The sequence below is a fragment of the Pseudomonas sichuanensis genome (assembly GCF_003231305.1).
Lineage (GTDB): Bacteria > Pseudomonadota > Gammaproteobacteria > Pseudomonadales > Pseudomonadaceae > Aquipseudomonas > Aquipseudomonas sichuanensis.
This window is the reverse complement of sequence record NZ_QKVM01000024.1, coordinates 42,836-68,142: the sequence shown is the minus strand read 5'-3', so window position 1 is coordinate 68,142 and position 25,307 is coordinate 42,836. Positions and strand designations below refer to the sequence as shown.

The window sequence follows — 25,307 nt, the reverse complement described above, 5'->3', positions numbered from 1 at the left end:
ATGACCGATTTCGCCACTATCGAGCTGGAACACGACCCCCGCGGCTTCACCACCCTGTGGCTGAGCCGGGAAGACAAGAACAACGCCTTCAACGCCCAGATGATCCGCGAGCTGATCGTCGCGCTGGACCGGCTAGCCGAAGACAGCAGCCTGCGCTTCCTGCTGCTGCGTGGCCGTGGCCGGCATTTCAGCGCCGGCGCGGACCTGGCCTGGATGCAGCAGTCGGCGCAACTGGACTTCAATACCAACCTCGACGACGCCCATGAACTGGGCGAGCTGATGTATGCCCTGCACCGCCTCAAGGCCCCGACCCTGGCCGTGGTGCAAGGCGCGGCCTTTGGTGGCGCGCTGGGGTTGATCAGTTGCTGCGACATGGCCATCGGCGCCGAAGACGCGCAACTGTGCCTGTCGGAAGTGCGCATCGGCCTGGCCCCGGCGGTGATCAGCCCGTTCGTGGTCAAGGCCATCGGCGAGCGCGCCGCACGCCGCTATGCCCTCACCGCCGAGCGTTTCAGCGGGGTACGTGCCCGTGAACTGGGGCTGCTGGCCGAGGCGTACCCGGCCGGCGAACTGGACACCCAGGTCGAAGCCTGGGTGGACAACCTGCTGCACAACAGCCCCCAGGCCCTGCGCGCCACCAAGGAGCTGTTGCGCGAAGTGGACGACGGCGAGCTGAGCCCGGCCCTGCGCCGCTATTGCGAGAACACCATCGCCCGTATCCGCGTCAGCGCCGAAGGCCAGGAGGGCCTGCGCGCCTTCCTGGAAAAACGTCGCCCCGCCTGGCAAACCGAACAGAAGAAGGAATCGCGCCCATGAGCCGTCCCACGTTGACCACCCTGCTGGTCGCCAACCGCGGCGAGATCGCCTGCCGGGTGATGCGCACCGCCAAGGCCCTGGGCCTGACCACCGTGGCCGTGCACAGCGCCACCGACCGTGACGCACGCCACAGCCGCGAAGCCGACATCCGTGTCGACCTGGGCGGCAGCAAGGCCGCCGACAGCTACCTGGTGATCGACAAGCTGATCGCCGCGGCCAAGGCCAGCGGCGCCCAGGCCATCCACCCGGGCTATGGTTTTCTATCGGAGAACGCCGGCTTCGCCCGCGCCATCGAACAGGCCGGGCTGATCTTCCTCGGCCCACCGGCCAGCGCCATCGACGCCATGGGCAGCAAGTCGGCGGCCAAGGCGCTGATGGAGGCTGCCGGCGTGCCGCTGGTACCCGGTTACCACGGTGAAGCGCAGGATATCGACACCTTCCGCGCCGCCGCCGAACGCATCGGCTACCCGGTGCTGCTCAAGGCCAGCGCCGGCGGTGGCGGCAAGGGCATGAAGGTGGTCGAGGAGGAAAGCCAGCTGGCCGACGCCCTGGCCTCGGCCCAGCGTGAAGCACAGTCGTCGTTCGGCGATGCGCGCATGCTGGTGGAAAAATACGTGCTCAAGCCACGGCATGTTGAGATCCAGGTGTTCGCCGACCAGCACGGCAATTGCCTGTACCTGAACGAGCGCGACTGCTCGATCCAGCGTCGCCACCAGAAGGTCGTGGAGGAAGCGCCAGCCCCGGGCCTGTCCCCGGAACTGCGCCAGGCCATGGGCCAGGCGGCGGTGCGCGCGGCCCAGGCCATCGGCTACGTGGGCGCCGGTACCGTGGAGTTCCTGCTCGACGCCCGTGGCGAGTTCTTCTTCATGGAGATGAACACCCGCCTGCAGGTGGAGCATCCGGTCACCGAGGCCATCACCGGCCTCGATCTGGTGGCCTGGCAGATTCGCGTCGCCTGTGGCGAAGCACTGCCGATCACCCAGGAGCAGGTACCGCTGATCGGCCATGCGATCGAAGTGCGGCTGTACGCCGAGGATCCGGCCAACGAATTCCTGCCGGCCACCGGCACCCTGGCGCTGTACCGCGAGTCGGCGCCGGGTGAAGGGCGGCGGGTGGACAGCGGGGTCAGCGAGGGCGACGTGGTGTCGCCATTCTACGACCCGATGCTGGGCAAGCTGATTGCCTGGGGCCAGGACCGCGAGCAGGCGCGTCTGCGGCTGCTGGCGATGCTCGATGAGTTCGCCATCGGTGGCTTGAAGAGCAACATCGCCTTCCTGCGCCGCATCCTCGCCCACCCGGCGTTTGCCGCGGCGGAGCTGGACACGGGGTTCATTCCCCGTCATCAGGAGGTTCTGCTGCCGGCGGTCGAAGCCTTGCCCGCGCCGTTCTGGGAAGCTGCCGCCGAAGCCTGGCTACAGAGCGCGCCGGCCCTGCAACGCCAGGACGACCCAGCCTCGCCGTGGGCCGCCCGCGAGGGGCTGCGCCTGGGGCTGCCAGCACGCAGCAGCCTGCATTTGCAGTGTGAGGGGCATGAGCAGGCGGTCGCGCTGGAACGCACTGCGCCGTCTAGCTACCAGCTCGTTGGCGAACAGCTGTGCCACGACCAGGACGGCATCCGTCGTCGCCATCTGGCCGTGCGCCGGGGCGGCACTCTGTACCTGCAGTGGCACGGCGAGCTGCATGCCGTCAGCGTGCATGACCCGATTGCCGCCGCTGAAGCGAGCCACAGCCATCAGGGCGGGCTCGGTGCGCCGATGAACGGCAGTATCGTGCGGGTGCTGGTGGAGCCGGGGCAGGTGGTGGAGGCCGGTACCGCGCTGGTGGTGCTTGAAGCCATGAAGATGGAGCACAGCATTCGCGCGCCCCATGGCGGGACGGTGAAGGCGCTGTTCTGTCAGGAGGGGGATATGGTCAGCGAGGGGACGGTGCTGGTGGAGTTGGAGGGGGAGTGATGGTTGCGATGCGCTCGCCGAAAGGTTTGCAGCGCCTATGAGATCGAGCGCCGCCCGCGCGGCGCTTCGCGGGTAAACCCGCTCCCACAGTCTGTTTCGGGCCATTTATTCCTGTGAAAGTACCGGCGCCTGCCTTGGTGCATGCCCTGAGTCATGTGGGGCGGCGGCAACGCCCACACTGAAACCGCGTCGTACCAACAAGGCGGACCAGGTGATGGCCCAGGAAAGACTGGCCCGAAACAAACTGTGGGAGCGGGTTTACCCGCGAAGCGCCGCGCGGGCGGCGCTCGATCTCAAGAGCGCTGCAAGGCTACCGCCTGGCACCTCGCAGCCCCAACGCGGTCCCCGCGCAAACCTAGAGCACCCCGTGCATCCGCACCACAACCCCCAGAAACTCGCACCCCTCCTCGCACAGCACGGTGGGATACAAGGTATTGAGCGGCCTGAGCATCCGCTGCCCGCCCTCCTCGATCAACTCCCTCAGCACCGCTGGCTTGCCCGGTTGCCGGGCCACCACCAGCCTGCCTGGCGCTACCTCGATCCCGGCATCCACCAGAACCAGCACGCCCTGCGGCACGCTCCTGCCACTGGCAGCGTTCATCGAGTCATTCTCCACCGGTAACCAGAAGGCATTGCCGGCAGGCAAATAGCCAGTCAGTTCCTGGGTTTCACTGGACTCGGGCAACGTGCTCTGCAGGTCGGCCCAGCTCAACACCGGAAAGCGAAAACTGGCATGACGCATGGCATTGACCGAAAGCGGCCGGTCCACCGCGTAAACACCCCGGTCCTCGCGCGCCATGTTATCGCGCTCGACCACCATCACCCGCGCCTCCAGGTACACCAGCCCAAGCTGCTCCAGCTTTTCGTTGACGGTTTCCAGGGTTGGCCGGCGCGTGCCACGCAACCAATGGCCGAGACCGCCTTGGGTCATCCCCAGGCGTTCGGCCAGTTGGTATTGCTTTAGGTTGTGCTCGTGCTTGTAGCGCGAGAGAAATTCGATCCAGTTTTCCATGGCTGTGAACGATACGGACTGGATGAACGGCATCAACACACATTCTGAATTATCTTAGCACGCGACAATAATACAGAATGACCTACCATCATCCGCTCATTGTCCTGGAACGGATTTCATAGGTGCAGTCATGAGCAATTCGAAAAAAGAAGAAACAGATCTCGACGAAGAGGCCGCCCGCCGCGCCCTCGACTTCTACCTCAACCCCACCCCTACCCCGTCGGAGCTGCAGCGCCCACTGTGGACACTGCGCGAAGGCGTCACCGGCGAGCAGGCGAACGAAAACGCCATGGCGCTGCTGCGCTGCGCGGCAGCCACCGCCCAGGAAACAGGCACCCATCTGCAGGGCACGACACGGGATGTGGTATTTGCCCTGATGCACATGATCAACATGGCGCGAGCCCTGCTCGAGCAGCGCCAAACCACGGAACAAGGGGCGGTATAGAAGGGAGAACGTGACAGCTGACGAACGGCAAAAGCCCCATTTGCCGGGGACGAGGAGCGCGTCAGGAAGATTATTTTGCCGATAACCGGAAAAATCATTTGACTGGCAAATGATAACGATTATTATTGCACTCAGCAGGTCGCGAGACCCGCTGGATAACCTGCAACGTCCTCAGGTCGGACGCTCAGATTATCTCCTCATCAGGCTAATCACGGTTTTTGACCCGGCTTTTTGCCGGGTCATTTTTTTTGGCTCTTCAGGCTAATGAAGATCGTTGATGCCGGCGATGATAGCAAAACTGTGTCAGGACGTGAACGCTCATTACAAATCTTTGCCGAATCAGCACTTGAGAATCAATCTCGTTAAGTTTAAGCTGATCTCGCGTCAAGGAAGATGCCCCCACTCCTCCCCCAATGAGCAAGGAGCTGTTCATGACCCGCTTGCTACTGCCCCTTGAGCATGACCCCCAAATCGCCATGCAGCATGATCAGGACAACCTGATGCATGCGCTCAAACGCCTGCCGCGTCGGGTGCAGCAAGTCTTTCTGCTCAACCGCCTCGACCAACTGGGCTTCGCCGCCATCGCCGAACGCCTCGACCTGCCCTTGATCAGCATCGAACGCCACATGAACCAGGCCCTGCAGACCACCCGCGCACAAGGCGACGCCGTGGCCAGCATTGCCGGGCAATGGTATGTGCGCCTGCAAAGCCCTGAAGTGACCGCCAGCGAACGCATCGACTTCCGCCGCTGGCTGGATGCGGCCCCCGAACACCTGCACGCCTTCCAGCAAACCGAATTGCGCTGGCGCAGCCTGCTCGCGCCGGCACGCCAACTGGGTGACGACGGCTGGTATCGGCAAGGGCGCGCCGCATTGTCGTTGGGTGGGTGTTCGATTGCGCTCGGGCTGGGTGTCGCCGCGCTGGTGGCATTGGGCTTGTGGGCCTGAAGCCTTCGCGATCCCTGCAGGATCGCATCAGCCCTTGAGAGCTGATGGCCAAGCCGACATTCGCTGCACAATGCCGCGACCATGCGGTGTACAGTACCGTCACAACAACGCCAAGACAGGAGCCTGGCAATGACCGTGACGCTGTCCCCGCTGCACATCGACTGCGACTTCGACTCCGGCAACATCCTGGTGCTGGACGCCAGCAACCCCACGCAGGTCCACCTGAACATCCGACCGGACACCAACAGTGGCCACTTCCAGTGGTTCCACTTCAAGGTCGGCGGCCTCACCCCTGGCCAGGTCCATCGCTTCAGCCTGGATAACGCTGCCGAGTCTTCCTATAAGAACGCCTGGACCGGTTACCACGCCGTGGCCTCCTACGACCAGCAGACCTGGTTCCGCGTGCCCAGCCAGTTCGATGGCAAGGCGCTGAGCTTCGAGCTCAAGGCTGAACAGGAGCAGGCCTGGTTCGCCTACTTCGAACCCTACCCCCGCGCCCGCCACAACCAGTTGATCGAACGTGCCCGGCATGTCCCCGGCGTAACGCTGCTGGCCAACGGGCGTAGCGTGCAGGGCCGTGACATCCCGCTGCTACGTGCAGGCGACGGCGGCGCCGGCAAGCGCAAGCTGTGGATCATCGCCCAGCAGCACCCGGGCGAGCACATGGCCGAATGGTTCATGGAAGGCGTGATCGACGCCCTTGAGGCCAACGGGCCGGTCATCCAGCAATTGCTGGCCAAGGCCGACCTGTACCTGATCCCCAACATGAACCCGGACGGCGCCTTCCTCGGCCACCTGCGCACCAACTTCAAGGGCAAGGACCTCAACCGCGCCTGGCAGGACGCCAGTGTCGAGCTGAGCCCCGAGGTGTTCTTCGCCCAGAGCCAGATGAAACTGCATGGCGTGGACGCATTCGTCGATGCCCATGGCGACGAGGAAATCCCCCACGTATTCACCGCTGCCTGCGAGGGCAACCCGGGTTACACGCCGCGTATCGCCAAGCTGGAAGAGCAGTTCCGCAGCACGCTGTGCAGCCTGACGCCAGACTTCCAGACCAAGTACGGCTACACCCGCGACGAACCCGGCCAGGCCAACATGACCTTGGCTTGCAACGCCGTGGGCCAAACCCATGACTGCCTGTCGCTGACCCTGGAGATGCCGTTCAAGGACCATGACGATGCGCCGAATCCGCGTACCGGGTGGTCCGGCGAGCGCTCTAAGGCGCTGGCGGGTGCGGTGCTGGAAACCTTGCTGAAGATGGTCGACGATCTGCGCTGAACCGACCGTGGGAGCGGCGATGCGCCGCTGCGACTTGCCCCGCGATTGACGTCAGATCAATGCCGACATCAATCGCGGGGCAAGCCCGCTCCCACAATCACAACCACGCTCCCGGCCGGCTCAGAACTGCACATCCAGAATCACATTGTCGAGATAGCTCCCCGCCGGCGGCGTGGCCTGGTCGGTATACACCTTGGCGTTGTAGTTGAACGTCTGGCTCCCCGTGCCGGTGCCATTGCCAGGGTTCACATCGGCATCGCTGCTCGAGCGCCGCGCCGACGACAGTACCCCCCAGCGCACGCTGCCACCACTCTTGAAGATGTCGTAGGCCAGGTAGTTGCCGGCGCTGGATTTCATCCGCCGCCGCCCACCCGCCACGTTCTGCCCGTCATCCAGCCCCACCGTGTAGCTGCTGCCCTTGGTGCACGACAGGCTGATGTTCTGGTTCACCGTGCCGAACCCGGCCACCACCGGCGCACTGGCGAAGTTGATGTTGGGGCTGGTGATCTGGCAGTCGTTGCTGACCGTCAGGGTGACGGTGAGGGTCTGGTTGCCGCTGCCAATATCGCGCCCCAGCACGCAGGCGCCCAAGGCGCCGACGCCAGCGCAGTAGTTCCAGCTCCAGGCGATGTTCAGCGTTTCCTGGTACAAGCCTGCCGCCACGTTGGCGCCGATCACGGTCTTGAGGTACAGCGGCACGCTCTTGGGCACGGTGCCATTGAGCAGCCCCAAGGCGTCGATGATGCCGTTACGGGCGAAATCGAACTGCACGCCACGGGCGATCGGGTAATTGGTGGTGGCGTTGGCGTACAGCGTGTAGGGGATCACGTCACCCGTCGGCCCCACCAGCCCGCTGGTGCTGGACGTGATGGTGGCATAGAAGTGATCGTTGGTGGCCAGCAGCGACAGCAATGAGCCAGTGCACTGCAGCCCGGCGTTGCTGGATGAAGCGCTCTGTATCGTCGTGCGCACCAGGGTCGAATTGATCGTGCCGAACGCCGCCGGCGCCGTCGCCACCGAGGAGCACAGGGCCCAGGCCGCGCCCGGCAGCATCCAGCCTGCCAGCAACCACAGGCAACGCGCCGCCGCCCTCACTGGCACACCAGTGGGCCGATCAGCGGGATCGGCCCCTCCCCGTCGGGTAGTTCGAACGTGACCTGGCATTGCCCGCCATCGGCCTTGTCCACCTGCAGATGATTGCTCGGCGACAGGTTCTCCAGGTACACCAGGCCATCCCAGCCCACCACCGCTTCGGCGCCGCTTTCCCGGTGCACCACCCGACTGCCCAGCTTGAGTTCCTGCTGGTTGCCGTCGACCAGCACCAGGCTCGCCGCCAGCACGCGCTTGAGCGGGAACTCCAGCAGGTAGCCGCTGCCGCGGCGCACCGCCACGCGCTGCTCCACCTCCGGCGCCAGCACATCGGCCGGCAGCTCCATCGGGTCGATCTCGTATTTGCCGCGGTAGTAACCGCTGCTGTAAGGCACCAGCAAATGGCCGCTGCGGTCGGTGCGGCCGATCTGCTGGTTTTCGTAGCGCACCGGCACATCGGCATAACCGTTGGTGCTGACCACCACGAATGCGTCATCAATGCGGTTGGCGGCGAACAGCCCGGCATCCATCAGCACAACCGAGCCGCTGGCGTCGGCCCAACGGGTCATCTGCTCGGGGTTGCCATACAGCCCTGCCTGCAACTGCACCGACTGCAACCGCCAGGTCAGGTCGGCCTGGCGGTAGTCACCAGTGGTACCGCCCGTGGCATAGCCGAGGTTGTAGCCGACGCCGCCGCCCACCGGCACCGCGTGGCTGTAGTTGACCCGTTGCAGGTCCTGGCCGTCCTTGCTGCGCTCGGCGCTGAAGGCCAGGGTGCCGTGCAGGTCGAAGGGGATCACCAGTTGCGCCTGCACCGCCCACTGGCTGTCGCCGACGTCGCGGTTGGCCGACAGGTACAGGCTGCTGTTACCCCACAACGGCTTGCTCCAGCTCAGGTTGATCAGCCGGGTGCGCGAGCCATCACCGGCACGTATGTCGAAATAGCCGGCGCCCAGGCTGCCGTAGCTGTCCAGGTTGAGGCTCACGGTGGCCTGTTCGCTGCGCCGGCTCAGCTGGGTGTAGGGGTTGTCCACCAGCGACAGGTCGGCATAGTCGCCATGGCGCTCGATGCGCTGGTAGTTGAAGCCCAGCCGGCGGCTGTTGTACTGGTAGCCCAGCGCCACCTGCTGGCCAGTATCGCCATCGAAGCGGCTCTGGGCCACGGCGGCGTTGAGTACCCCGAAGGTACCCAGTTGCAGGTTGCCGCCCAGGCCGCCAAGCATCATCGACTCGGCGGTTTCGGCATGGGTCTCGACGGTGAAGTAGTCCGACAGGCCATGGCGCAGGCTCGCCGAGGCGACGCCCGGCCCATAGGCAAAATCGCGTACGGCGTAATCGCGGCGCAGGCTGCCGGCGGCCACCGAGTAATCGGTCAGGCCTTTGGCCAACAGGCTGCTGGTGACATAGAACGGCAAGGTGGTCGATACCTGCCGGCCGAGGGCATCGGTGGTCACCACCACCGCCTCGCCGGCGCCGTTGATGAACGGCACATTGGTCAGGGTGTAAGGGCCCGGCTGCAGCTCGGTGGTACTGCTCTTGTAGCCATTGATGAACAGGTCCAGCGAGGTGGGCACCGCCGCCTCACCGGCGAAGGCCGGCAGCGGGTAGGTGACCAGGTCGGGACGCGCCCCGAAGTCGCGGGACAGCTGCAAGCCACCGATACGCACCGAGGTGCTCCAGGGCAAGGCGCCGGTGACCAGGTCGCCGGCTTCATAGGTCAGCAGTCGCTGCTCGTCGGTGTAACGGAAGGTCGTGTCGTAGCGCAAGAAACCCTGGCGGGTATCGCTTTGCGCACCATTGAACGCCTGACGCCACTGCCCGGTGGTGGAAAACGTGCCCCAACCGTCGAACAGGCGCAGCTCGTTCCAGGCGGCCAGATAAGTGCCACCGTCATCGGTGTCGTTGAGGTAGGCGTCGTAGTTGAACAGGGCACCGAAGCTGGTGCGGGTATCGCTGGCCGGGTACAGGCTGCGCCCGCCCACCTGCTGGTCGGGCAGCCAGGCCGCTGGCACCTGCAGCAGCAGGCGCTGGTTCTGGCTGTCGTAGTCGGTATGCAAGCCGACAATGGCGTCCAGCGCCACCTCGCCCTGGGGCTCGCCGGGCAGCTTGATGCCGGCCGCGCGCAACACATCGCTGTCCAGGTACAGGCGCCCGGCGCGCTGCTGCACCGGCACCAGCTCAGCCTTGCCCACCTGGTTCACCAACAGGTCGAGGTACAGCGTGGCATCGGTGATGGCGGCCTGCTCGGTGGGTGGCGGCGGCAATTCGTCGGCCACGCCCACACCGGGCACCAGTACCGCCAGGCCCAGCCACACACGGTGCGCTGCCACCCGCACCCAATTCACACACGATGTCCAACCATTGTCGGGTCCTCCCTGGCCCCTGTCGTACATTCAATGCCGTGTCACTGCCCTTGCCGGATGGCTTGCGCAACCTCCTGACCGTTTACCCGCCCTTTGAGCACACTGGCCGCACCCGGTGCGGCCGGCACCGGCCAGCGCATGCTCGCGCCCGGCAGCACATACCCCAGCAGCCCCTCGACCAGGGGTTTGTCCTGCCCCCCTTGCTGCAACACCACATCGGTGAGCCGGGCGTGCACCGGGCCGGTGTTGCGCAGTTCGACATAGGGCTTGCCCTGCACCGTCACCGCGCGCCAGCTCAGTTGCGGCTTGCCCACGCCCTCGGCACTGCGCTTGCCGTCCGGGTCGGGCTTGCTCCACAACCCTTCGCCATAGACGAACAACGGCACCGAATAGCGCATCTGCAGGCGGATTGCCGCCTTCGGCCCGTCGCTGGCGGTGTCGGCCGGCATCGGCGACGGGATTTCGTCGATGATGATGCGGTAGGCCTGCTCCTGGCCGACCGGCGAACTGCCGGTGCGGGTCAGGCGAATCAGTTGCTTCTGCCCCGGCGCGATGTTGGCCACCGGCGGGCTGCCGATGATCTCGCGCTGGGCCTGGAACTGCTCCTGGTACTCACCCTGGCGCCAGGCGAACACCCGCACCTGCAGGCTGGCCGGCGCCGTGCCACGGTTTTCCAGCCACAGCGCGCCGGCCTTCTGCTCGGCCTCCAGCACCGGGTCGATCGGCCAGATCAGCACCGACGTCGCCGCCATGGCCTGCGCGCTGGCCAACAGCAGCATCCCGAACAACGTTTGCGCCAGTTTCGCGCTTGCCCCCATGCCCCTCTCCTTCTGCATCCAATGGTTCACGGCGCCGGCTTCACCAGCTCACCGTCACTTGCACCACATCGGTATAGGTCCCTGCCGGCAGGCTGCCGGGCAAGGTGGTACGGCCGTAGACCGGCAACTTGATCGCCGTCGGGTCGCTGTAGCTCACGGTGACGCTGTTGCCGATGGCCAGGCTCTGGCTGAAGGCGGCGTCGCGGTACAGCTGGTAGGCCAGCAGTTGGCCGCCGCCGCTGCGCTTGAGGTTGCGGGTGCCGCTGGCGCTGTTTTGGCCGCCGTCCAGGCTCATGCTCATGGCCACCCCCGGGGTGCACTGGAAGGTCACCGTGGTGCCGCCGAGCGACGTGCTCAAGGTGGCCGTGGACAATGCCGAACTGGTGCCGAAGTCCAGCACGCCATAGGTGGTCACCCCGCCGACCACCAGGCAGCCGGCAACGATCTGCGCGCTCACCTGGAAGGTACTGCCGGTCGCGGCCAGCGCGCCTTGCGCCAACAACAGGCCCAGCCCGACAGCCGGCAGCCGCCATGCGCGTGGCATGGCTCAGAAGCTCAGCTCGACCGCCACCGTGTCGGTGTACACCCCGGCCGGCAGGCCCGCCTTGCCGCGCGCCTGGCCATAGAGGTTGACGGTCTGCGCCACGCCGGTGCTGGTCGGCAGGGTGATGGTGCCGTCGATGGCCAGCGGGGTCGTGTGCCCGGCGTCGGTGTAGAAGTCATAGGCCACGAAGTTGCCGGAACCATCGGCCAGCGCGCGGGCACCACCGGATGACTGCCCGTCATGGGATCCGGCCCGCACCTTGATCACCGGTATCGTGCCCGAAGAACAGAGGATGCTCATGGCGCCGCCGCCGCCACCGAGCACTTGCCCGTTGGCCGTGGTGAACAGCGAATCCTGGGTGCCGAAATTGAGGTTGCCGAAGTTCAGCCCCGAAGTGCCGCCAGCGCCGTTGACCTGGCAGGCGGCGGTCAGCGTCAGGGTCGAGTTGATGGTGCCGGTGACGGTGGCCGCCTGGGCCTGGGCGGTCAGCGCCAGGCCAAGGCCGACGAGGATGCAGCGAGTCGTGTGCTTGGGCATGAAGGTCTCCTTGCGTGTTACCAGTCCAGTGTCACCCTGAGGGTGTCGCGGTACAGCCCGGCAGGCAGCGCGCGCGGTTGCGCGACCACCACGCCGTAGATAGGCACGGGCACCTGCTGCGTGCCGCTGATGGTGAAGGTACGGGCCTGACCGACCACATAGCGGCCGTTGCCGCTGGGGTCGACCGCCAGTTGGTAGGGGATCAGTTCACGGCCATTGCTCAGCCGGCGCACACCGTCGCTGCCATTGAGCCCGCCATTGATCCGCACGCTGAATGCACGCACCTGCGGCGAACAACTGATCTGCAGGCTGCCCTCGCCGCCCGCCTCATCCACCCGGCTGGTCAGCGCATGGTCCCAGGTCGGGCCGCGGGCGCCGAAGTCGATCAGCCCGGGGTTGCCCAACGACGCCGGCTGCTGGCCACTGTCGATCTGGCAGGCAGCACTGATCACCAGGCGGGCCTGGATGAAGCCGGTGCTGGTGCCATGGGCGGCGCCACTGGGCAGCAACAGCGGGCCGAGGGTGAGCAGCAGTAGCGAAGTGCGTTGCAGCGCGTCCTTGTGCATGGTGGCGTGGCTCCTCACCAGGTGACCGTGACTTTGAGCAGGTCGGCGTACAGGCCTGCGCGCGGCACCCAGGCCAGGCTGTCGATCCGCGCAAACAGAGGCAGCTCCACCGAGCCGCTGCCCGGCACCCGCGCCGACTGCGCCACCCCCACCTCGAGCGGCTCGCGCCAGGCAGCGTCGCGGAACAGCCGATACGGAATCGGCTTGGCCTGGCGATCGTCGCTGGCCAGGTAACGCAGCGCACCGGTGCCGCCATGCTGGCCGCCATCGACGCGCACTTGATAGGGGGTATCGGGGTTGCACTCCAGGCGCGGCGGGCGCTGGCTGAACAGTGCGCCACTCAAGGGCGCGCCCGACCCGTCCAGCCGGGCGGCGCTGCCCAGGTCGATCACCCCGAGGGCCTGGGCACCTGCCTCGCGCTGCTGGCCGACCAGCATGCAGCCGCGTTGCACGCGCACCTGCACGTCGACGAGAAACTCTGCAGCCACGGCACTGCCGCTCAACCACAGGCCCAACAGCGCGGCCATCAAGCGTTGCATCAGCGATCGATCCTTGTCTGTAAGGGTTGAGCTTGAGCGTAGCAGCGCGATCGGATCCGAACAGCCGTGGGATCCCTCTCTTTGGCATTAATGAAAAGGGCTGGCAACGCGCGGGAAACACGCAACAATCTCTACGGAGTTTCACCTCGACCTCCGGGATGCATCAGTACATCCCACACCCGAAAACACCTTGTTCCGACAAAAACATCCAGCCTTCTGTTAACGTCATGCCCATGCATGGACGGAACCTGCAGGAGATAACTTTGAGCACGACCTCCAACCCGCTCGACCAAGCCATCGAGCGTTGCGCCGAGGAACCGATCCAGGTGCCTGGCAGCATCCAGCCCCAAGGCTTCCTGCTGGTACTGGACGAGCATGACCTGCGCATCCTGCAGGCCAGCGAAAACAGCGCGCAATGGCTGGGCATGTCAGCCAGCGAGCTGCTTGGCCAGGCCCTGCCCGCGCTGCTCGGCAGTACCTTCGACCTGCGCGGCCAGCTGGGCCGCCTGCCCGTCGACGAGGTCTTCCCCTTTCATATCGGTGATGTGCGCCTGCACGAGCAAGCGCCCTGCCAGGCCTCACTGCGGGTGCTGGCCCACCGCCACGACCAGGTGCTCATCCTCGAATTCGAAACCTGTCACGAAGCGGACGCCCGGCAAGGCGACTACTACCCACTGGTACGTGCGTTCATCAGCACCCTGCACCAGGCCACCAGCATCGAAGAACTGCTGCAGCGATCGGTACGGCAGATCAAGCGCATCACCGGCTTTGGCCGGGTCAAAGCCTACAGTTTCGATGCCCAGGGCACCGGCACGGTGCTCGCCGAAGACGCCGACCCCGGCTACCCGCGCTATCTGGGCCTGTGCTTCCCGGCGTCGGACATCCCGCGCCAGGCCCGCGAGCTGTACCGCGTCAACCGCATCCGGGTGATCGAGGACGCCGACTACCAGCCCTCCCCGCTGCTGCCTGCCGCCAACCCGCGCACCGGCAAGGCCCTGGACCTGAGCTTCGCGGCGTTGCGCAGCGTCTCGCCGGTGCACCTGCAGTACATGCGCAACATGGGCACCCAGGCCTCGATGTCGCTGTCGATCGTGGTCGATGGCCAGCTCTGGGGCCTGATCTCCTGTCACCACGACCAACCCCGCGCGGCAGGCTTCCAGACCCGCACCGCCTGCGAGCTGCTGGCCAATGTGCTGTCGCTGCAGATCGAAGCCCACGAGAAGCACGCCAGCACGCGCCGGCTGCTCGACCTGCGCCAGCACATCGTGCGCATGCTCGCCTCGATGGCCGACCACGACAGCGTCAGCGCCGGCTTGCTGGCCCTGCCCGAGGTGATGCTGCAGTTTGCCGGGGCCTCGGGCGCGGCGATCATCAGCGCCGAGCGCTGCGACCTGATCGGCAAGACGCCACCGGCAGCGCAGGTCAATGCCCTGGTGCGCTGGCTGGCCGAGCGTGGCGACGAGACGCTGTTCCACACCGACAACGCACGCCGCGACATCGAGGGGCTGCCAGAGCTGGCCGAGCATGCCGCCGGCGTGCTGGCAGTGACCATCTCGCAGCTGCACTCGCACTACCTGCTGTGGTTCCGCCCCGAACAGGCACACACGGTGAACTGGGCCGGGCGCCCGGATAAACAGGCAGGCCCGCTGGGCAACCTCAACCCGCGGCACAGTTTCGACTGCTGGCATGAGGAGGTCCGTGATTTCAGTGCCGCCTGGGACCCGCTGATCATCGAAGGCGTGACCGAACTGCGCGGCGCGGTGCTGGGCATTGTCCTGCGCAAGGCCGAAGAACTGGCGCAACTGGCGGGCGAGCTCAAGCGTTCGAACCAGGAGCTTGAGGCGTTCTCCTACAGCGTGTCCCATGACTTGCGCGCACCGCTGCGGCATATCGCCGGCTACAGCGAGTTGTTGGGCGAGATCGAAGGCGCGCAGTTGACCGAGCGTGGCAAGCGCTTCCTCGGTCATATCGAGGAAGCCGCGCAATTTGCCGGTACCCTGGTCGACAACCTGCTCAACTTCTCGCAGATGGGCCGCTCGGCGCTGCGTCTATGCGATGTCGACCTGAATGCGCTGGTCGAGGTGATCCGCACGGAGTTGGCACCGGACTACGCCGGGCGGACGATCAGCTGGGCGGTGGCGCCGCTGCCCAAGGTGATCGCCGACCCGGCGTTCATCAACATGGTCCTGCACAACCTGATCGCCAACGCCATCAAGTACAGCCGTGGCCGCGAATCCGCCCATATCGAGATCGGCGCCGTGCGCCACCGCCACGAGACCGAGGTGTATGTGCGCGATAACGGGGTGGGCTTCGACATGGCCTACGTCGACAAGCTGTTCGGCGTGTTCCAGCGCCTGCACCGCATGGAGGAATTCGAAGGCACCGGTATCGGCCTGGCCAGCGTGCGGCGGATCATCGAACGCCACGATGGCCGGGTGTGGGCCAACGGCCAGCTCGACCAGGGCGCCAGCTTCCACTTCACCCTCCCCCACCCACCGACGACTGCCTGAGGCCGCTGACGACCATGCTCAAGCCCATCCTGCTGGTCGAAGACAACCCCAGGGACCTGGAACTGACCCAGTTGGCACTGGAGCGCAGCCAGCTGGCCAACGAGGTGATCGTGCTGCGCGACGGTGCCGATGCCCTAGACTACCTGTTGCGGCGCAACACGTACGCCGGGCGTGCCGAGGGTAACCCGGCCGTGATGCTGCTCGACCTCAAACTGCCCAAGGTCGATGGCCTGGAGGTGCTGGCGCAGGTGCGCGCCCACCCACAGTTGCGCAGTCTTGCGATCGTCATGCTGACGTCGTCTCAGGAACAGCCCGATCTGCAGCGCGCCCATGAGCTGGGCGTCAGTGCTTATCTGGTCAAGCCCGTGGAGTTCAAGGACTTCGTCAGCGCCATCGCCGGCCTCAAGGTGTTCTGGGCACTGCTCGACGAACCCGCGCCCGGCGCAAAGCACCTGAACCACTGAGGCCGGCACGATGCAACAAACACCGTTGAAACTGCTGATGGTCGAAGACAGCAGCATGGATGCCGAACTCATCCTGTTACGCCTGGAGCGCAGCGGGCTGCAGGTGCAGCCACAGCGGGTGTTCGAGCATGTCGGTGCCGAGCAGGCCCTGCATGAAGGCCGCTTCGACCTGATCCTTTGCGACTGCGTGCTGCCAGGTTCGTCCGGCGCCGACGTCCTGGCCACGGCCCAGCGCCTGGCACCGGACGTACCGTTCATCTTCCTCTCCGGTATCTACGGCGAAGAACACGCGGTGGAGATGATCCGCCTGGGTGCCACCGACTATGTATTGAAGAAGAACCTGCCACTGCTGCCCAAGGCCGTGCGCCGGGCCTTGGGCGAAGTGCAGGAGCGTCAGCGCCGGCGCCACGCCGAACAAGCATTGGCGGATGTCGAGGCGCGCGCGCGCTTCGCCATCGATGCCGCTGGCATGGGTACCTGGGACTATCACCCGCAGAATGGCCTGATGCGCTGGGATGAACGCTGCAAGATGCTGTTCGGCCTGCCGCTCGACACCACAATGAGCCTCGAGCTGTTCTATGCCGGCATTTACCCCGATGACCTGCCACGGGTGCGTGAGGCGGTCGAGCAAGCCATGCACCCGGACGGTGATGGCAGTTACCGGGCGGAGTTTCGCATTGCCCCGGCCGGCGGCCTGGAGCCACGCTGGCTGCTGTCCAGCGGCCAGACTCAGTTCAGCGAAGGCCGCTGCGTTCGATTTTCCGGGGTGCTGCAGGACATCCACAGCCAGCGCCAGGCCACCCGTGCTCTGGAGCAACTCAATGAAATGCTCGGTGAGCGCGTCGAGCGCCGCACCCGCGAACGCGACCGCGCCTGGGAATTGTCCCAGGACTTGCTGGCGGTACTGAACAAGGACCTCACCCCCGTGGCGCTGAACCCGGCCTGGGAGGCCTGCCTGGGCTTCAGCCGTGAACGCCTGGGGCAGATCTCGCTGCTGCAGTTGCTGCCCGAGGATGATCAGGACGCCTTGCTCACACAGCTCGCCACCTTGTCGCTCGGCCACAGCAGTGCACGCTTCATCGGCCGCATCCTGCACGCCAGCGGCCAGCAGCGCTGGCTGTCCTGGGTGGTGGTGGCGGACGACACGCTGTTGCACGTGGTGGCCCGCGACATCAGCAGCGAGCGCGAAGCCGCCCTGGACCTGGCCAAGGCCAACGAACGCCTGCGTGAACAGATTGCCGAGCGTGAGCGCGTCGAGGCCGCGCTGCAACAGATGCAACGGCTGGAAGCGGTCGGCCAGCTCACCGCCGGGGTGGCCCACGACTTCAACAACCTGCTGACGGTCATTCTCACGGGCGCCAGCTTCCTGCAGAACGAACTGGACAACGGCCGGCTGGACAAGGCCGGCAAGCGCCTGCAGAACATTCGCGAGGCCGGCGAGCGCGGCGCCAAGCTGACCGCGCAACTGCTGGCCTTCTCGCGCAAGCAGCGCCTGGAGCCCGTGCCGCTGGACCTCAACAAGACCCTTTCCGGGCTGGAAGAGTTGCTGCAGCGCACCCTGGGTGGCAGCGTCTCGGTACGTCTGGAACTGGACACCCAACTGTGGCAAGCGCTCACCGACCCGACCCAGACCGAGATGACCATCCTCAACCTGGCAATCAACGCCCGCGATGCCATGCCCGGCGGAGGCCAACTGACCCTGGCCACCCGCAACACCCGGATCAGCGCCCCGCCGGGAAACCCGCAAGACCCGGAACCCGGTGAGTACGTGATGCTGAGCATTCGCGACACCGGTTGCGGCATGAGCGAAGAGGTCGCGGCCAAGGTGTTCGAGCCATTCTTTACCACCAAGGGCGTCGGTAAGGGGTCGGGGCTGGGGCTCGCCCAGGTGTTTGGCTTCGCCAAGCAATCCGGTGGCGGCGTGAGCCTGCAGAGCACTCCCGGGCGCGGCACCCAGGTCAGCGTGTACCTGCCCGCCGTCCGGGCACAGGCCAGCGCCACGCAGCCGGCTCCGTCCAGGGTCTGCAACCCGCTGGCCGATGGCGGCAACCGCCACATCCTGCTGGTGGATGACGACCATCTGGTACGTGAGTTGATCGGCGACCTGTTGCGTCGCCTGGGCTACCAGGTACGCGAGGCGCACAGCGGCGAACAGGCCCTGGCCCAGCTCGACGAACGCACCGACCTGCTGCTCACCGACTTCGCCATGCCCGAGTTCAATGGCGCGCAACTGGCCCTGGCGGCCCGCGAACATTTCCCGCAACTGCCGGTGGTGTTCCTCACCGGCTACGCCGAGCTTGACGACATGGAACTGCCGAACAGCCTGTTGATCCAGAAACCGGTGCACGAGCATGTGCTGGCCCTGGCGCTGGCCAAGCTGCTGGAAAATCGGGGAGCAGAAACGAAAAAATCGCCCTGAGGCGATAGCGAGATACTGCGTAGAGAGAGAAAAAATGGCAGGGGCGGCTGGATTCGAACCAACGCATGGCAGGATCAAAACCTGCTGCCTTACCGCTTGGCGACGCCCCTGTATCGGATATGACAAGTGACTGATGCACTGTCGATCTGATCATTCACCGTTCAGCTGGTTGCTGCTCGGGAATGGCCGGCACTTTACCAGCGTTGTTTGCAGGTGGGAAGCTTTTTTTGAAAAAAAACGCTGGAAAACAGCAGGTTAGTAAAAATCGCCCGTTTTGTCTGGCCCCGCCACCGCCGGTTGTGGGTGCAACTGTCTTCTTGTAGGAGCGGCCTTGTACCGCGAAAGGGCCGCAGCGCGGCCCCAGGATTTCAGCGTCAAAGCGGAAATCGCCGGGGCTGCTCTGCAGCCCTTTCGCGGTACAAGGCCGCTCCTACAGTGGACGTGCAAGCGCGTTTAATGGGCTTGCCGGGCACATTCCCGATTGGTCAAAATCCCCGTCGCGCACGCTGCGCCCTGCCCTTTCCCTGCCTAGGAGCATGCCGTTGTCCACCTGGATTCCAGCCCCCCTGCGCCAACTCAACCAACGCCTGCGCGGCCCTGCGCCACAGGCCGGCGCACTGATGGCGCATTTCCGGGACAAGGCCGCCGAACGCGGCTACACCCTGAGCGACGGCCAGTGCCGGGTGATCGAGGCCATGGCCGCGCAGTTGGCGGCCCTCTACGACGGGCAGCCACGCAGCCTGTACCTGCATGGCTCGGTTGGCCGCGGCAAGAGCTGGCTGCTCGACAATTTCTTCGAGGCGGTGCCGGTGACGCAAAAGCGTCGCCTGCACTTTCATGACTTCTTCGCCCGCCTGCACCAGGGCATGCACCGCCACCGGGCACTGGACGATGCCATGGGGGCGACCCTCGACGAATTGCTGGGCGACGTGCAGGTACTGTGCTTCGATGAATTCCACGTGCACGACATCGGCGACGCCATGCTGCTGACCCGGCTGTTCAACGCCCTGTTCGAACGTGGCATCTTCCTGCTGGTGACCTCCAACTACGCGCCCGAGGGGCTGCTGCCCAACCCGCTCTACCACGAACGCTTCCTGCCGGTGATCCGCCTGATCAACAGCCGCATGCAGGTGCTGGAGGTGGGCGGCGATACCGATTTTCGCAGCCTGCCGGCCAACCGCGAGCACCAGCGCTTCACCCAGGGGCGTTACGTCTGGCCGGGCAATGCGGCGCAGCGCCAGGGCCTTGGCCTACCCACCCGGCAGCCGGCCACGCTGCAGGTCAACAACCGGCCATTGCGTGCCCTGGCAGTGGATGGCCGACGGGTGATGTTCAGCTTCAACGGATTGTGCGAACAGCCCACCGCCGTGATCGACTACCTGGCGCTGGCCGAGCAATACGATCACTGGATCATCGACGGGCTGGACGACCTGGCCGAATGCTCACTGGCGGCGCAGCAACGCTTCGTCAACCTGGTGGATGTGCTGTATGACCAGGACCGCCAGCTGACGGTGATCGGCCAGCGGGCCCTGCAGGAAAGCCTGGGCGGGGCGATTGCCGACCTGATGCGTACCCGCAGCCGGCTGGGGCAGTTGCATCAGGCGGGGCCGTCAGACAGCGCATCCTGAAACGGCGTAATCGCTGGCAAGCCAGCTCCCACAAAAATCAGGCAATTGCACGCCACAGTGTGGGAGCCGGCTTGCCGGCGATGGCGTCACCCCGCCCTTGGCAAGTCCGCCAATACTCCCTCGATCTCCCCCAACACAGCTGGATCGTCCAGGGTCGAAGGCGGCACATAGTCCTGCCCATCGGCAATCTTGCGCAGCACCGCACGCAGAATCTTGCCCGAGCGGGTCTTGGGCAGGCGCTTGACCAGGCGCACCCGGTTGAAACAGGCCAGCGCACCGATATGCTCGCGCACACTGGCCACCAGCTCGCCCTGCAACTGCAGCTCGCCGATGCCCTGCCCGTCCTTGAGCACCACCAGCGCCAGCGGCACCTGGCCCTTGATCTCGTCGTGCACACCGATCACGGCGCATTCGGCCACCGCCGGGTGGCGTGCCACCAGGTCCTCCATCTCGCCGGTGGACAGGCGATGGCCCGAGACGTTGATCACATCGTCGGTGCGGCCCATGATGTAGACGAAACCATCGTCATCCAGGTAGCCACCGTCACCGGTGTGGTAATACCCCGGGTAGTTGTGCAGATAGGCCTGCAAATAGCGCGCGTGGTCGCCCCACAGCGTCTGGCTGCAGCCAGGCGGCAATGGCAAGGCGATGACGATGGCGCCCTGCTGGTTCGGCCCCAGCGGCTTGCCGTCGTCGTCCAGCACCTGCACGTGGTAACCCGGCACCGCACGGTTGCTCGAGCCTGGCCGGGCCGCACTGCCCTCAAGGCCCACGCAGGGGGCGGTGACCGGCCAACCGGTCTCGGTCTGCCACCAGTGGTCGTGCACCGGTTTGCCGCTGACCCGCTCCAGCCATTCATGGGTGCTGGAGTCGAGCTTCTCGCCCGCAAGGAACAGTTGCCGCAACGAACCCAGGTCGTGGCGGCGGATCAGTTCGCCCTGCGGATCCTCCTTGCGGATCGCGCGCATGGCAGTCGGTGCGCAGAACAGTGCGTTGACCTTGTATTGCTCGACGATCCGCCAGTATGCCGAGGCATCGGGCGTGCGGATCGGCTTGCCCTCGTAGAACACCGTGGTGCAGCCGCTCATCAACGGCCCATAGACGATCAGCGAATGGCCGACCACCCAACCCACATCAGAAATGCCCCACCATACATCGCCCGCCTGCATGCCATAGATGTGGCGCATGGCGTAGCACAGGGCCACCGCGTTGCCGCCGTTTTCGCGGACGATGCCCTTGGGTTTGCCGGTGGTGCCGGAGGTATACATGATGTACAGCGGGTCGCCTGCGTCCAGCGCGACCGGGGCCACCGGCTCGGCACCGGCCAGCGCTTGCTGCCAGTCCAGGTCGCGCCCCGGCTGCAGCTCGGCACGCGCCTGCGGACGCTGCAGCACCAGCACCTGCCTGGGCTGGTGCTGGGCCAGTTGCAGCGCACGGTCGACCAGCGGCTTGTATTCGATCACCCGGTCGAACTCCAACCCGCAGGAAGCGGTGAGCAACAGCACCGGCCGGGCATCATCGATACGCAGGGCCAGTTCGTTGGCGGCAAAGCCGCCGAACACCACCGAATGCACCGCGCCAATGCGTGCGCAGGCGAGCATGGCCATGGCCGCCTGCGGCACCATCGGCATGTAGATGATCACCCCGTCGCCCTTGCCCACCCCAAGGGTGCGCAACAGGCCGGCCAGGCGCGCCACTTCGTCGCGCAGTTGCAGGTAGGTGTAGGCCTGCTGCACGCCGGTCACCGGCGAGTCGTAGATCAGCGCCACCTGCTCGCCCCGGCCCAGCTCGATCTGATGGTCGAGGGCCAGGTGGCAGCTGTTCAGGCGGCCGTCGGCGAACCAGCGGTGGGTGCCGTCGGGGTTCTGCTGCAGGGTCTGCGTTGGCTTGCGCTGCCAGGCCAGCTGGTCGGCCTGGGCCTGCCAGAAGGCCGCAGGGTCGGCGATGGAATGGGCGTAACTGTGCTGATAGGTCATTGGTTCGCAACCCGGTACTTGTTGTTATTGAAGGGCGAACCTTGAGTATGGACCGGCGCCACGTGCTCGCCACCGGACTAAAGTCGCAACCCTTATGCAGATTTGCAGCAGGCTGCGCCGGCACGTGGCGCCCGGGGTTCAGGGGGTTGACTGGGTGGCTGGCTGGCCTTGCCCGTGCCCGGCCAGGCGCCGGTAGGCGATGGCCAGGCCGGCGAACCACAGCGGCATTGCGTACAGCGCCATGCGCGTGTCCGGCTGCAGTGCCAGCAGCACCAGCACGAACAGCAGGAACGCCAGGCTCAGCCAGGCCATCGGCACCCCGCCGGGCAGGCGGAAGCTGGCCCGGGCGTGGCGCTCGGGGTGGCGCCGGCGGTAGCCCAGGTAGGCCACCAGGATGGTCGACCAGGTGTAGATCACCAGCACCGCCGACAGGCTGGACACCAGGGTGAACACCGTCATCACCTCGGGGAAGATGAACAGCAGCATCACCCCCAGCAGCATCAACAGGCACGAGAAGCCCAGGCTGGCCAGCGGCACGCTGTTGCCCGACAGGCGCCGGAACACAGCGGGCGCCTGGCTGCGCTCGGCCAGGCCGAACAGCATGCGGCTGGTGGAGAACACGCCGCTGTTGGCCGACGAGGCGGCCGAGGTCAGCACCACGAAGTTGACGATGCCCGCCGCCGCCGGGAAGCCGGCCAGCAGGAACAGCTCGACGAACGGGCTGCGGTTGGGCGCGACCTTGGCCCACGAGGTCACGGCAATGATGCAGGCCAGGGCCACCACATAGAACAGGATGATGCGCAGCGGGATCGCGTTGATCGCCTTGGGCAGGCTGCGCCGCGGGTCACGGGTTTCGGCGGCGGTGGTGCCGATCAGCTCGGTGCCGGCGAACGAGAAGATGGCGATCTGGAAGCCCGCGAAGAAGCCACTGAGCCCATGGGGAAACGCCGCTTCCGGCTGCACCAGGTGCGACAGCGACGCGGTCACCCCGGTGGGCGACACGAACGCCGTGGCAATCAGCACCAGGCTCACGGCGATCAGTGCGAGCACGGCGATGATCTTGATGATCGCGAACCAGAACTCGACCTCGCCGAAGGCTTTCACCGTCAGCACATTGAGGGTGAACAGGGTGACCAGCATCGCCAGTGCCGGCGCCCAGGCCGGCGCCCCGGGGAACCAGTACTGGAAGAAACCGCCGACCACCACTGCATCGCCGACCACCGCCACGCTCCAGCTGAGCCAGTACGACCAGCCAAGGAAAAACGCCGCGCGCGGGCCGATGTAGGCGCCGGCGAAGTCGGCGAACGATTTGAAGTTGAGGTCCGACAGCAGCAGCTCGCCCATGGCGCGCATGACGAAGAACAGGAAGAAACCGATGATCATGTAGACCAGCAGGATCGAGGTACCGGACAAGGCGATGACCTTGCCCGAGCCCATGAACAGGCCGGTGCCGATGGCACCCCCGAGGGCGATCAACTGGATATGGCGGTTGCTCAGGGTGCGTTGCAGGTGGCGGCCGCTTGGGGCTGCCGAGGGATCAGGCTGCATGGGGAAACCTCTGGGATTGTTGTTGGTGTTTTCGAGGCAGGATTTCTTGTGTCTTCAACGACCCCATCGCGGGGCAAGCCCGCTCCCACGCTTGTTCCCTCGTGGGAGCGGGCTTGCCCCGCGATGAGGCCTTTGGATCAGCCGCGGGCTTCTTCGAACCCGGTCAGCACGTTCACCGCATTGATGCCGATCTCATCGACCATGTAGCCGCCCTCCATGACGAACAGGGTCGGCACGCCCACGGCGGCGATCATCCGGCCCATGGCCAGGTAGTCCGGGCTGTCGAGCTGGAAGTGGCTGATCGGGTCGTCCTTGAAGGTGTCCACGCCCAGCGACACCACCAGCACTTCGGGCGCATGGCGGCGCAGGCGCGCACAGGCCTGTTCCAGGGCCTGCTGGTAAGCCGCCCAGCGCGTGCCCTTGGGCAGCGGCAGGTTGAGGTTGAAGCCCTCGCCCGCGCCTGCGCCAAGCTCGTCGGCGTAGCCGCTGAAGTAGGGATAGGAGTCCGCCGGTTCGCCGTGCAGCGAGACGAACAGCACGTCCGGGCGGTCGTAAAAGATGGTCTGGGTGCCGTTGCCGTGGTGAAAATCGACGTCCAGCACCGCCACCTTGGCCGCCCCGCGGGTCAAGGCATGCTCGGCGGCGATGGCGGCGTTGTTCAGGTAGCAGTAACCGCCCATGTACTCGCGGGCGGCGTGATGCCCCGGCGGGCGGCACAGGGCGAAGGCGGCCTGCTGGCCCTGGTCGAGCAGTTCGAGCCCCGTCAGGGCCAGGTCGGCGCTGGTCTTCACCGCCTGCCAGGTGGTGGCGGTGATCGGCGCGCCGGCGTCCATGGCGAAGAACCCGAGCTGGCCATCGATATGCCGAGGCACCCGCTCGCCGGCCAGGTCGCGTACCGGCCACACCAAGGGCAACGCGTCGTGGCTGCGGCCCAGGGCGGTCCACTGCTGCCAGGCCGTTTCCAGGAAGTGCACGTAACGCTCGCTGTGGGCCTTGACGTAGCAGGCGCGGCCGAACGCCTGCGGCGAGACGATATCGCCCAGGCCGACCGTGCGCACCCGCTCGTACACGGTGTCGGCGCGGCTGGGTTGTTCGAACGATGGCTTGAGCACGCCATCCTTGAGTTCGGTGCCATGGTGCAGGCGGTGGTTGGCGCTGAAGACGGTCAACATGCTGACGAAGCCTGTGTGGTGGTTGATTGACCACTAGGCTATTGCGTCAACGCTGGGCGTTCTTTGCTTTATAGACTCGCAATGCTAGCTTTTCGAGTCTGTTATTTCAGGACTGGCACCCATGGCGAAAAAAATATCCAAACACGTCGCGCTCGACGATACCGACCGTGCCCTGCTCGCCCTGTTGCAGGCCGACGCCAGCCTGTCCAACGCCGAACTGAGCGAGCGCCTGTCGCTCAGCGTCACGCCCTGCTGGCGCAGGCGCCGACGCCTGGAAGAAGAAGGCGTGATCCGCGACTACCAGGCCAACCTCGACCGCCGCCTGCTGGGCCTGGAGATCCTTGCCTTCGTCCAGGTACGTTTCGCCAGCCACGGCGACAAGGCGCCGGACGACTTCGAGGCGGTGGTGCGCGCGCTGCCCGAGGTAGTCGCCTGCCACAAGATCACCGGCGATGCCGACTACCTGCTGCAAGTGCTGGCCGAGGACCTGGACAGCTACAGTGAATTCATCGAACAGGTGCTGCGCCGGCAGCTGGGGATCGCCTCGATCCAGTCGAGCCTGGCGCTGCGCGAGGTGAAGGCCAGCACGCGGGTGGCGATCCCCGAAGGCTGATGTTGCCAGGCCCTGCCCTATTTCGGTGCAAAGCCTCTAGACTAGGCGCTCTTTCCGCCATAGAGCAGCAA

At 65.7% G+C, this 25,307-nt stretch carries 21 protein-coding genes and 1 tRNA gene; 10 read left to right on the top strand and 12 right to left on the bottom strand.

The features are described from left to right. Positions 1–816 carry a gamma-carboxygeranoyl-CoA hydratase gene (locus tag DM373_RS14600; protein WP_110994242.1) on the top strand — a complete coding sequence of 272 codons (816 nt, stop codon included), beginning with the start codon at positions 1–3 and terminating at the stop codon, positions 814–816. After that, positions 813–2,768, top strand: coding sequence for an acetyl/propionyl/methylcrotonyl-CoA carboxylase subunit alpha (locus DM373_RS14595; protein ID WP_110994241.1), 1,956 nt, complete (start codon positions 813–815; stop codon positions 2,766–2,768). Before DM373_RS14600 ends, DM373_RS14595 begins: the two co-directional genes overlap by 4 nt. Positions 2,769–3,123: 355 nt before the next feature. On the opposite strand, the gene DM373_RS14585 is transcribed toward DM373_RS14595, so the two are convergent. Next, positions 3,124–3,780, bottom strand: a complete 657-nt coding sequence (locus DM373_RS14585) for a LexA family protein (protein WP_110994257.1) — start codon at positions 3,778–3,780, stop codon at positions 3,124–3,126. Positions 3,781–3,910: 130 nt separating this feature from the next. Here DM373_RS14585 and DM373_RS14580 point away from each other — a divergent pair, with 130 nt between their 5' ends. From DM373_RS14580 to DM373_RS14570, 3 genes are all read left to right on the top strand, one after another. After that, entirely contained in the window at positions 3,911–4,225 is a 315-nt protein-coding gene (locus DM373_RS14580; RefSeq protein WP_110994240.1) for a DUF6124 family protein, read from the top strand. A 431-nt stretch (positions 4,226–4,656) separates the two neighbouring features. After that, positions 4,657–5,172 carry a DUF4880 domain-containing protein gene (locus DM373_RS14575; RefSeq protein WP_110994256.1) on the top strand — a complete coding sequence of 172 codons (516 nt, stop codon included), beginning with the start codon at positions 4,657–4,659 and terminating at the stop codon, positions 5,170–5,172. Between the two features lie 129 nt (positions 5,173–5,301). After that, positions 5,302–6,450, top strand: coding sequence for a M14 family metallopeptidase (locus DM373_RS14570; protein WP_110994239.1), 1,149 nt, complete (start codon positions 5,302–5,304; stop codon positions 6,448–6,450). Between the two features lie 120 nt (positions 6,451–6,570). On the opposite strand, the gene DM373_RS14565 is transcribed toward DM373_RS14570, so the two are convergent. From DM373_RS14565 to DM373_RS14535, 7 genes are read right to left on the bottom strand one after another with little or no spacing between them, the layout of a single operon-like run. Continuing rightward, on the bottom strand, positions 6,571–7,503 hold the full coding sequence (locus DM373_RS14565) for a Csu type fimbrial protein (RefSeq protein WP_110994238.1): 933 nt from the start codon (positions 7,501–7,503) through the stop codon (positions 6,571–6,573). 38 nt (positions 7,504–7,541) lie between these two features. Continuing rightward, complete coding sequence (locus tag DM373_RS14560) at positions 7,542–9,932, bottom strand: fimbria/pilus outer membrane usher protein (RefSeq protein WP_110994237.1); 2,391 nt, start codon at positions 9,930–9,932, stop codon at positions 7,542–7,544. An 11-nt stretch (positions 9,933–9,943) separates the two neighbouring features. Next, positions 9,944–10,720, bottom strand: a complete 777-nt coding sequence (locus DM373_RS14555; protein ID WP_110994236.1) for a fimbrial biogenesis chaperone — start codon at positions 10,718–10,720, stop codon at positions 9,944–9,946. 40 nt (positions 10,721–10,760) lie between these two features. Then, a complete protein-coding gene (locus DM373_RS14550; protein WP_110994235.1) occupies positions 10,761–11,264 on the bottom strand; it encodes a Csu type fimbrial protein in 504 nt (167 codons plus the stop codon). A 3-nt stretch (positions 11,265–11,267) separates the two neighbouring features. Then, positions 11,268–11,801: a Csu type fimbrial protein gene (locus DM373_RS14545; RefSeq protein ID WP_110994234.1), complete on the bottom strand. Its 534-nt coding sequence runs from the start codon at positions 11,799–11,801 to the stop codon at positions 11,268–11,270. Between the two features lie 17 nt (positions 11,802–11,818). After that, the gene (locus tag DM373_RS14540; RefSeq protein ID WP_110994255.1) at positions 11,819–12,352 is read right to left on the bottom strand and encodes a Csu type fimbrial protein; all 534 of its coding nucleotides are present in this window, start codon (positions 12,350–12,352) and stop codon (positions 11,819–11,821) included. Positions 12,353–12,381: 29 nt separating this feature from the next. Further along, the gene (locus tag DM373_RS14535) at positions 12,382–12,906 is read right to left on the bottom strand and encodes a Csu type fimbrial protein (RefSeq protein WP_425272584.1); all 525 of its coding nucleotides are present in this window, start codon (positions 12,904–12,906) and stop codon (positions 12,382–12,384) included. A gap of 263 nt (positions 12,907–13,169) precedes the next feature. Here DM373_RS14535 and DM373_RS14530 point away from each other — a divergent pair, with 263 nt between their 5' ends. The 3 genes from DM373_RS14530 to DM373_RS14520 are packed head-to-tail and all read left to right on the top strand — an operon-like array spanning position 13,170 to position 18,299. Further along, a complete protein-coding gene (locus DM373_RS14530) occupies positions 13,170–15,416 on the top strand; it encodes an ATP-binding protein (RefSeq protein WP_244215077.1) in 2,247 nt (748 codons plus the stop codon). A gap of 14 nt (positions 15,417–15,430) precedes the next feature. Next, positions 15,431–15,880, top strand: a complete 450-nt coding sequence (locus DM373_RS14525) for a response regulator (RefSeq protein WP_110994231.1) — start codon at positions 15,431–15,433, stop codon at positions 15,878–15,880. A 10-nt stretch (positions 15,881–15,890) separates the two neighbouring features. Further along, positions 15,891–18,299 carry a hybrid sensor histidine kinase/response regulator gene (locus DM373_RS14520; RefSeq protein ID WP_110994230.1) on the top strand — a complete coding sequence of 803 codons (2,409 nt, stop codon included), beginning with the start codon at positions 15,891–15,893 and terminating at the stop codon, positions 18,297–18,299. Positions 18,300–18,334: 35 nt separating this feature from the next. Here the strand turns inward: DM373_RS14520 and DM373_RS14515 are convergent. Then, positions 18,335–18,409 (bottom strand) — tRNA-Gln (locus DM373_RS14515). A 432-nt stretch (positions 18,410–18,841) separates the two neighbouring features. Between DM373_RS14515 and zapE the strand changes: the two genes are divergently transcribed. Then, a complete protein-coding gene (gene zapE, locus DM373_RS14505) occupies positions 18,842–19,927 on the top strand; it encodes a cell division protein ZapE (protein ID WP_110994254.1) in 1,086 nt (361 codons plus the stop codon). Positions 19,928–20,013: 86 nt separating this feature from the next. On the opposite strand, the gene DM373_RS14500 is transcribed toward zapE, so the two are convergent. The 3 genes from DM373_RS14500 to DM373_RS14490 all read right to left on the bottom strand — a co-directional run bounded on the left by DM373_RS14500 (position 20,014) and on the right by DM373_RS14490 (position 24,623). Continuing rightward, the gene (locus tag DM373_RS14500; protein ID WP_110994228.1) at positions 20,014–21,903 is read right to left on the bottom strand and encodes a propionyl-CoA synthetase; all 1,890 of its coding nucleotides are present in this window, start codon (positions 21,901–21,903) and stop codon (positions 20,014–20,016) included. Positions 21,904–22,041: 138 nt separating this feature from the next. Then, positions 22,042–23,451, bottom strand: a complete 1,410-nt coding sequence (locus DM373_RS14495; RefSeq protein ID WP_110994227.1) for an amino acid permease — start codon at positions 23,449–23,451, stop codon at positions 22,042–22,044. Between the two features lie 137 nt (positions 23,452–23,588). Further along, positions 23,589–24,623: a histone deacetylase family protein gene (locus tag DM373_RS14490; protein WP_110994226.1), complete on the bottom strand. Its 1,035-nt coding sequence runs from the start codon at positions 24,621–24,623 to the stop codon at positions 23,589–23,591. 121 nt (positions 24,624–24,744) lie between these two features. On the opposite strand from DM373_RS14490, the gene DM373_RS14485 reads away from it, so the two are divergent. Beyond that, entirely contained in the window at positions 24,745–25,236 is a 492-nt protein-coding gene (locus tag DM373_RS14485; RefSeq protein ID WP_110994225.1) for an Lrp/AsnC family transcriptional regulator, read from the top strand. Positions 25,237–25,307 lie beyond the last annotated feature (71 nt).

Excerpts from the sequence above, each read along its gene's own strand:
- DM373_RS14575 (WP_110994256.1), top strand. The coding sequence starts at position 4,657 with ATGACCCGCTTGCTACTGCCCCTTGAGCATGACCCCCAAATCGCCATG.
- DM373_RS14565 (WP_110994238.1), bottom strand. The coding sequence starts at position 7,503 with ATGCTGCCGGGCGCGGCCTGGGCCCTGTGCTCCTCGGTGGCGACGGCG.
- DM373_RS14500 (WP_110994228.1), bottom strand. The coding sequence starts at position 21,903 with ATGACCTATCAGCACAGTTACGCCCATTCCATCGCCGACCCTGCGGCC.
- DM373_RS14555 (WP_110994236.1), bottom strand. The coding sequence starts at position 10,720 with ATGGGGGCAAGCGCGAAACTGGCGCAAACGTTGTTCGGGATGCTGCTG.
- DM373_RS14570 (WP_110994239.1), top strand. The coding sequence starts at position 5,302 with ATGACCGTGACGCTGTCCCCGCTGCACATCGACTGCGACTTCGACTCC.
- DM373_RS14495 (WP_110994227.1), bottom strand. The coding sequence starts at position 23,451 with ATGCAGCCTGATCCCTCGGCAGCCCCAAGCGGCCGCCACCTGCAACGC.
- DM373_RS14485 (WP_110994225.1), top strand. The coding sequence starts at position 24,745 with ATGGCGAAAAAAATATCCAAACACGTCGCGCTCGACGATACCGACCGT.
- DM373_RS14525 (WP_110994231.1), top strand. The coding sequence starts at position 15,431 with ATGCTCAAGCCCATCCTGCTGGTCGAAGACAACCCCAGGGACCTGGAA.
- DM373_RS14595 (WP_110994241.1), top strand. The coding sequence starts at position 813 with ATGAGCCGTCCCACGTTGACCACCCTGCTGGTCGCCAACCGCGGCGAG.
- DM373_RS14545 (WP_110994234.1), bottom strand. The coding sequence starts at position 11,801 with ATGCCCAAGCACACGACTCGCTGCATCCTCGTCGGCCTTGGCCTGGCG.
- DM373_RS14580 (WP_110994240.1), top strand. The coding sequence starts at position 3,911 with ATGAGCAATTCGAAAAAAGAAGAAACAGATCTCGACGAAGAGGCCGCC.
- DM373_RS14490 (WP_110994226.1), bottom strand. The coding sequence starts at position 24,623 with ATGTTGACCGTCTTCAGCGCCAACCACCGCCTGCACCATGGCACCGAA.
- DM373_RS14600 (WP_110994242.1), top strand. The coding sequence starts at position 1 with ATGACCGATTTCGCCACTATCGAGCTGGAACACGACCCCCGCGGCTTC.
- DM373_RS14550 (WP_110994235.1), bottom strand. The coding sequence starts at position 11,264 with ATGCCACGCGCATGGCGGCTGCCGGCTGTCGGGCTGGGCCTGTTGTTG.
- DM373_RS14560 (WP_110994237.1), bottom strand. The coding sequence starts at position 9,932 with ATGTACGACAGGGGCCAGGGAGGACCCGACAATGGTTGGACATCGTGT.
- DM373_RS14520 (WP_110994230.1), top strand. The coding sequence starts at position 15,891 with ATGCAACAAACACCGTTGAAACTGCTGATGGTCGAAGACAGCAGCATG.
- DM373_RS14585 (WP_110994257.1), bottom strand. The coding sequence starts at position 3,780 with ATGGAAAACTGGATCGAATTTCTCTCGCGCTACAAGCACGAGCACAAC.
- DM373_RS14535 (WP_425272584.1), bottom strand. The coding sequence starts at position 12,906 with ATGCAACGCTTGATGGCCGCGCTGTTGGGCCTGTGGTTGAGCGGCAGT.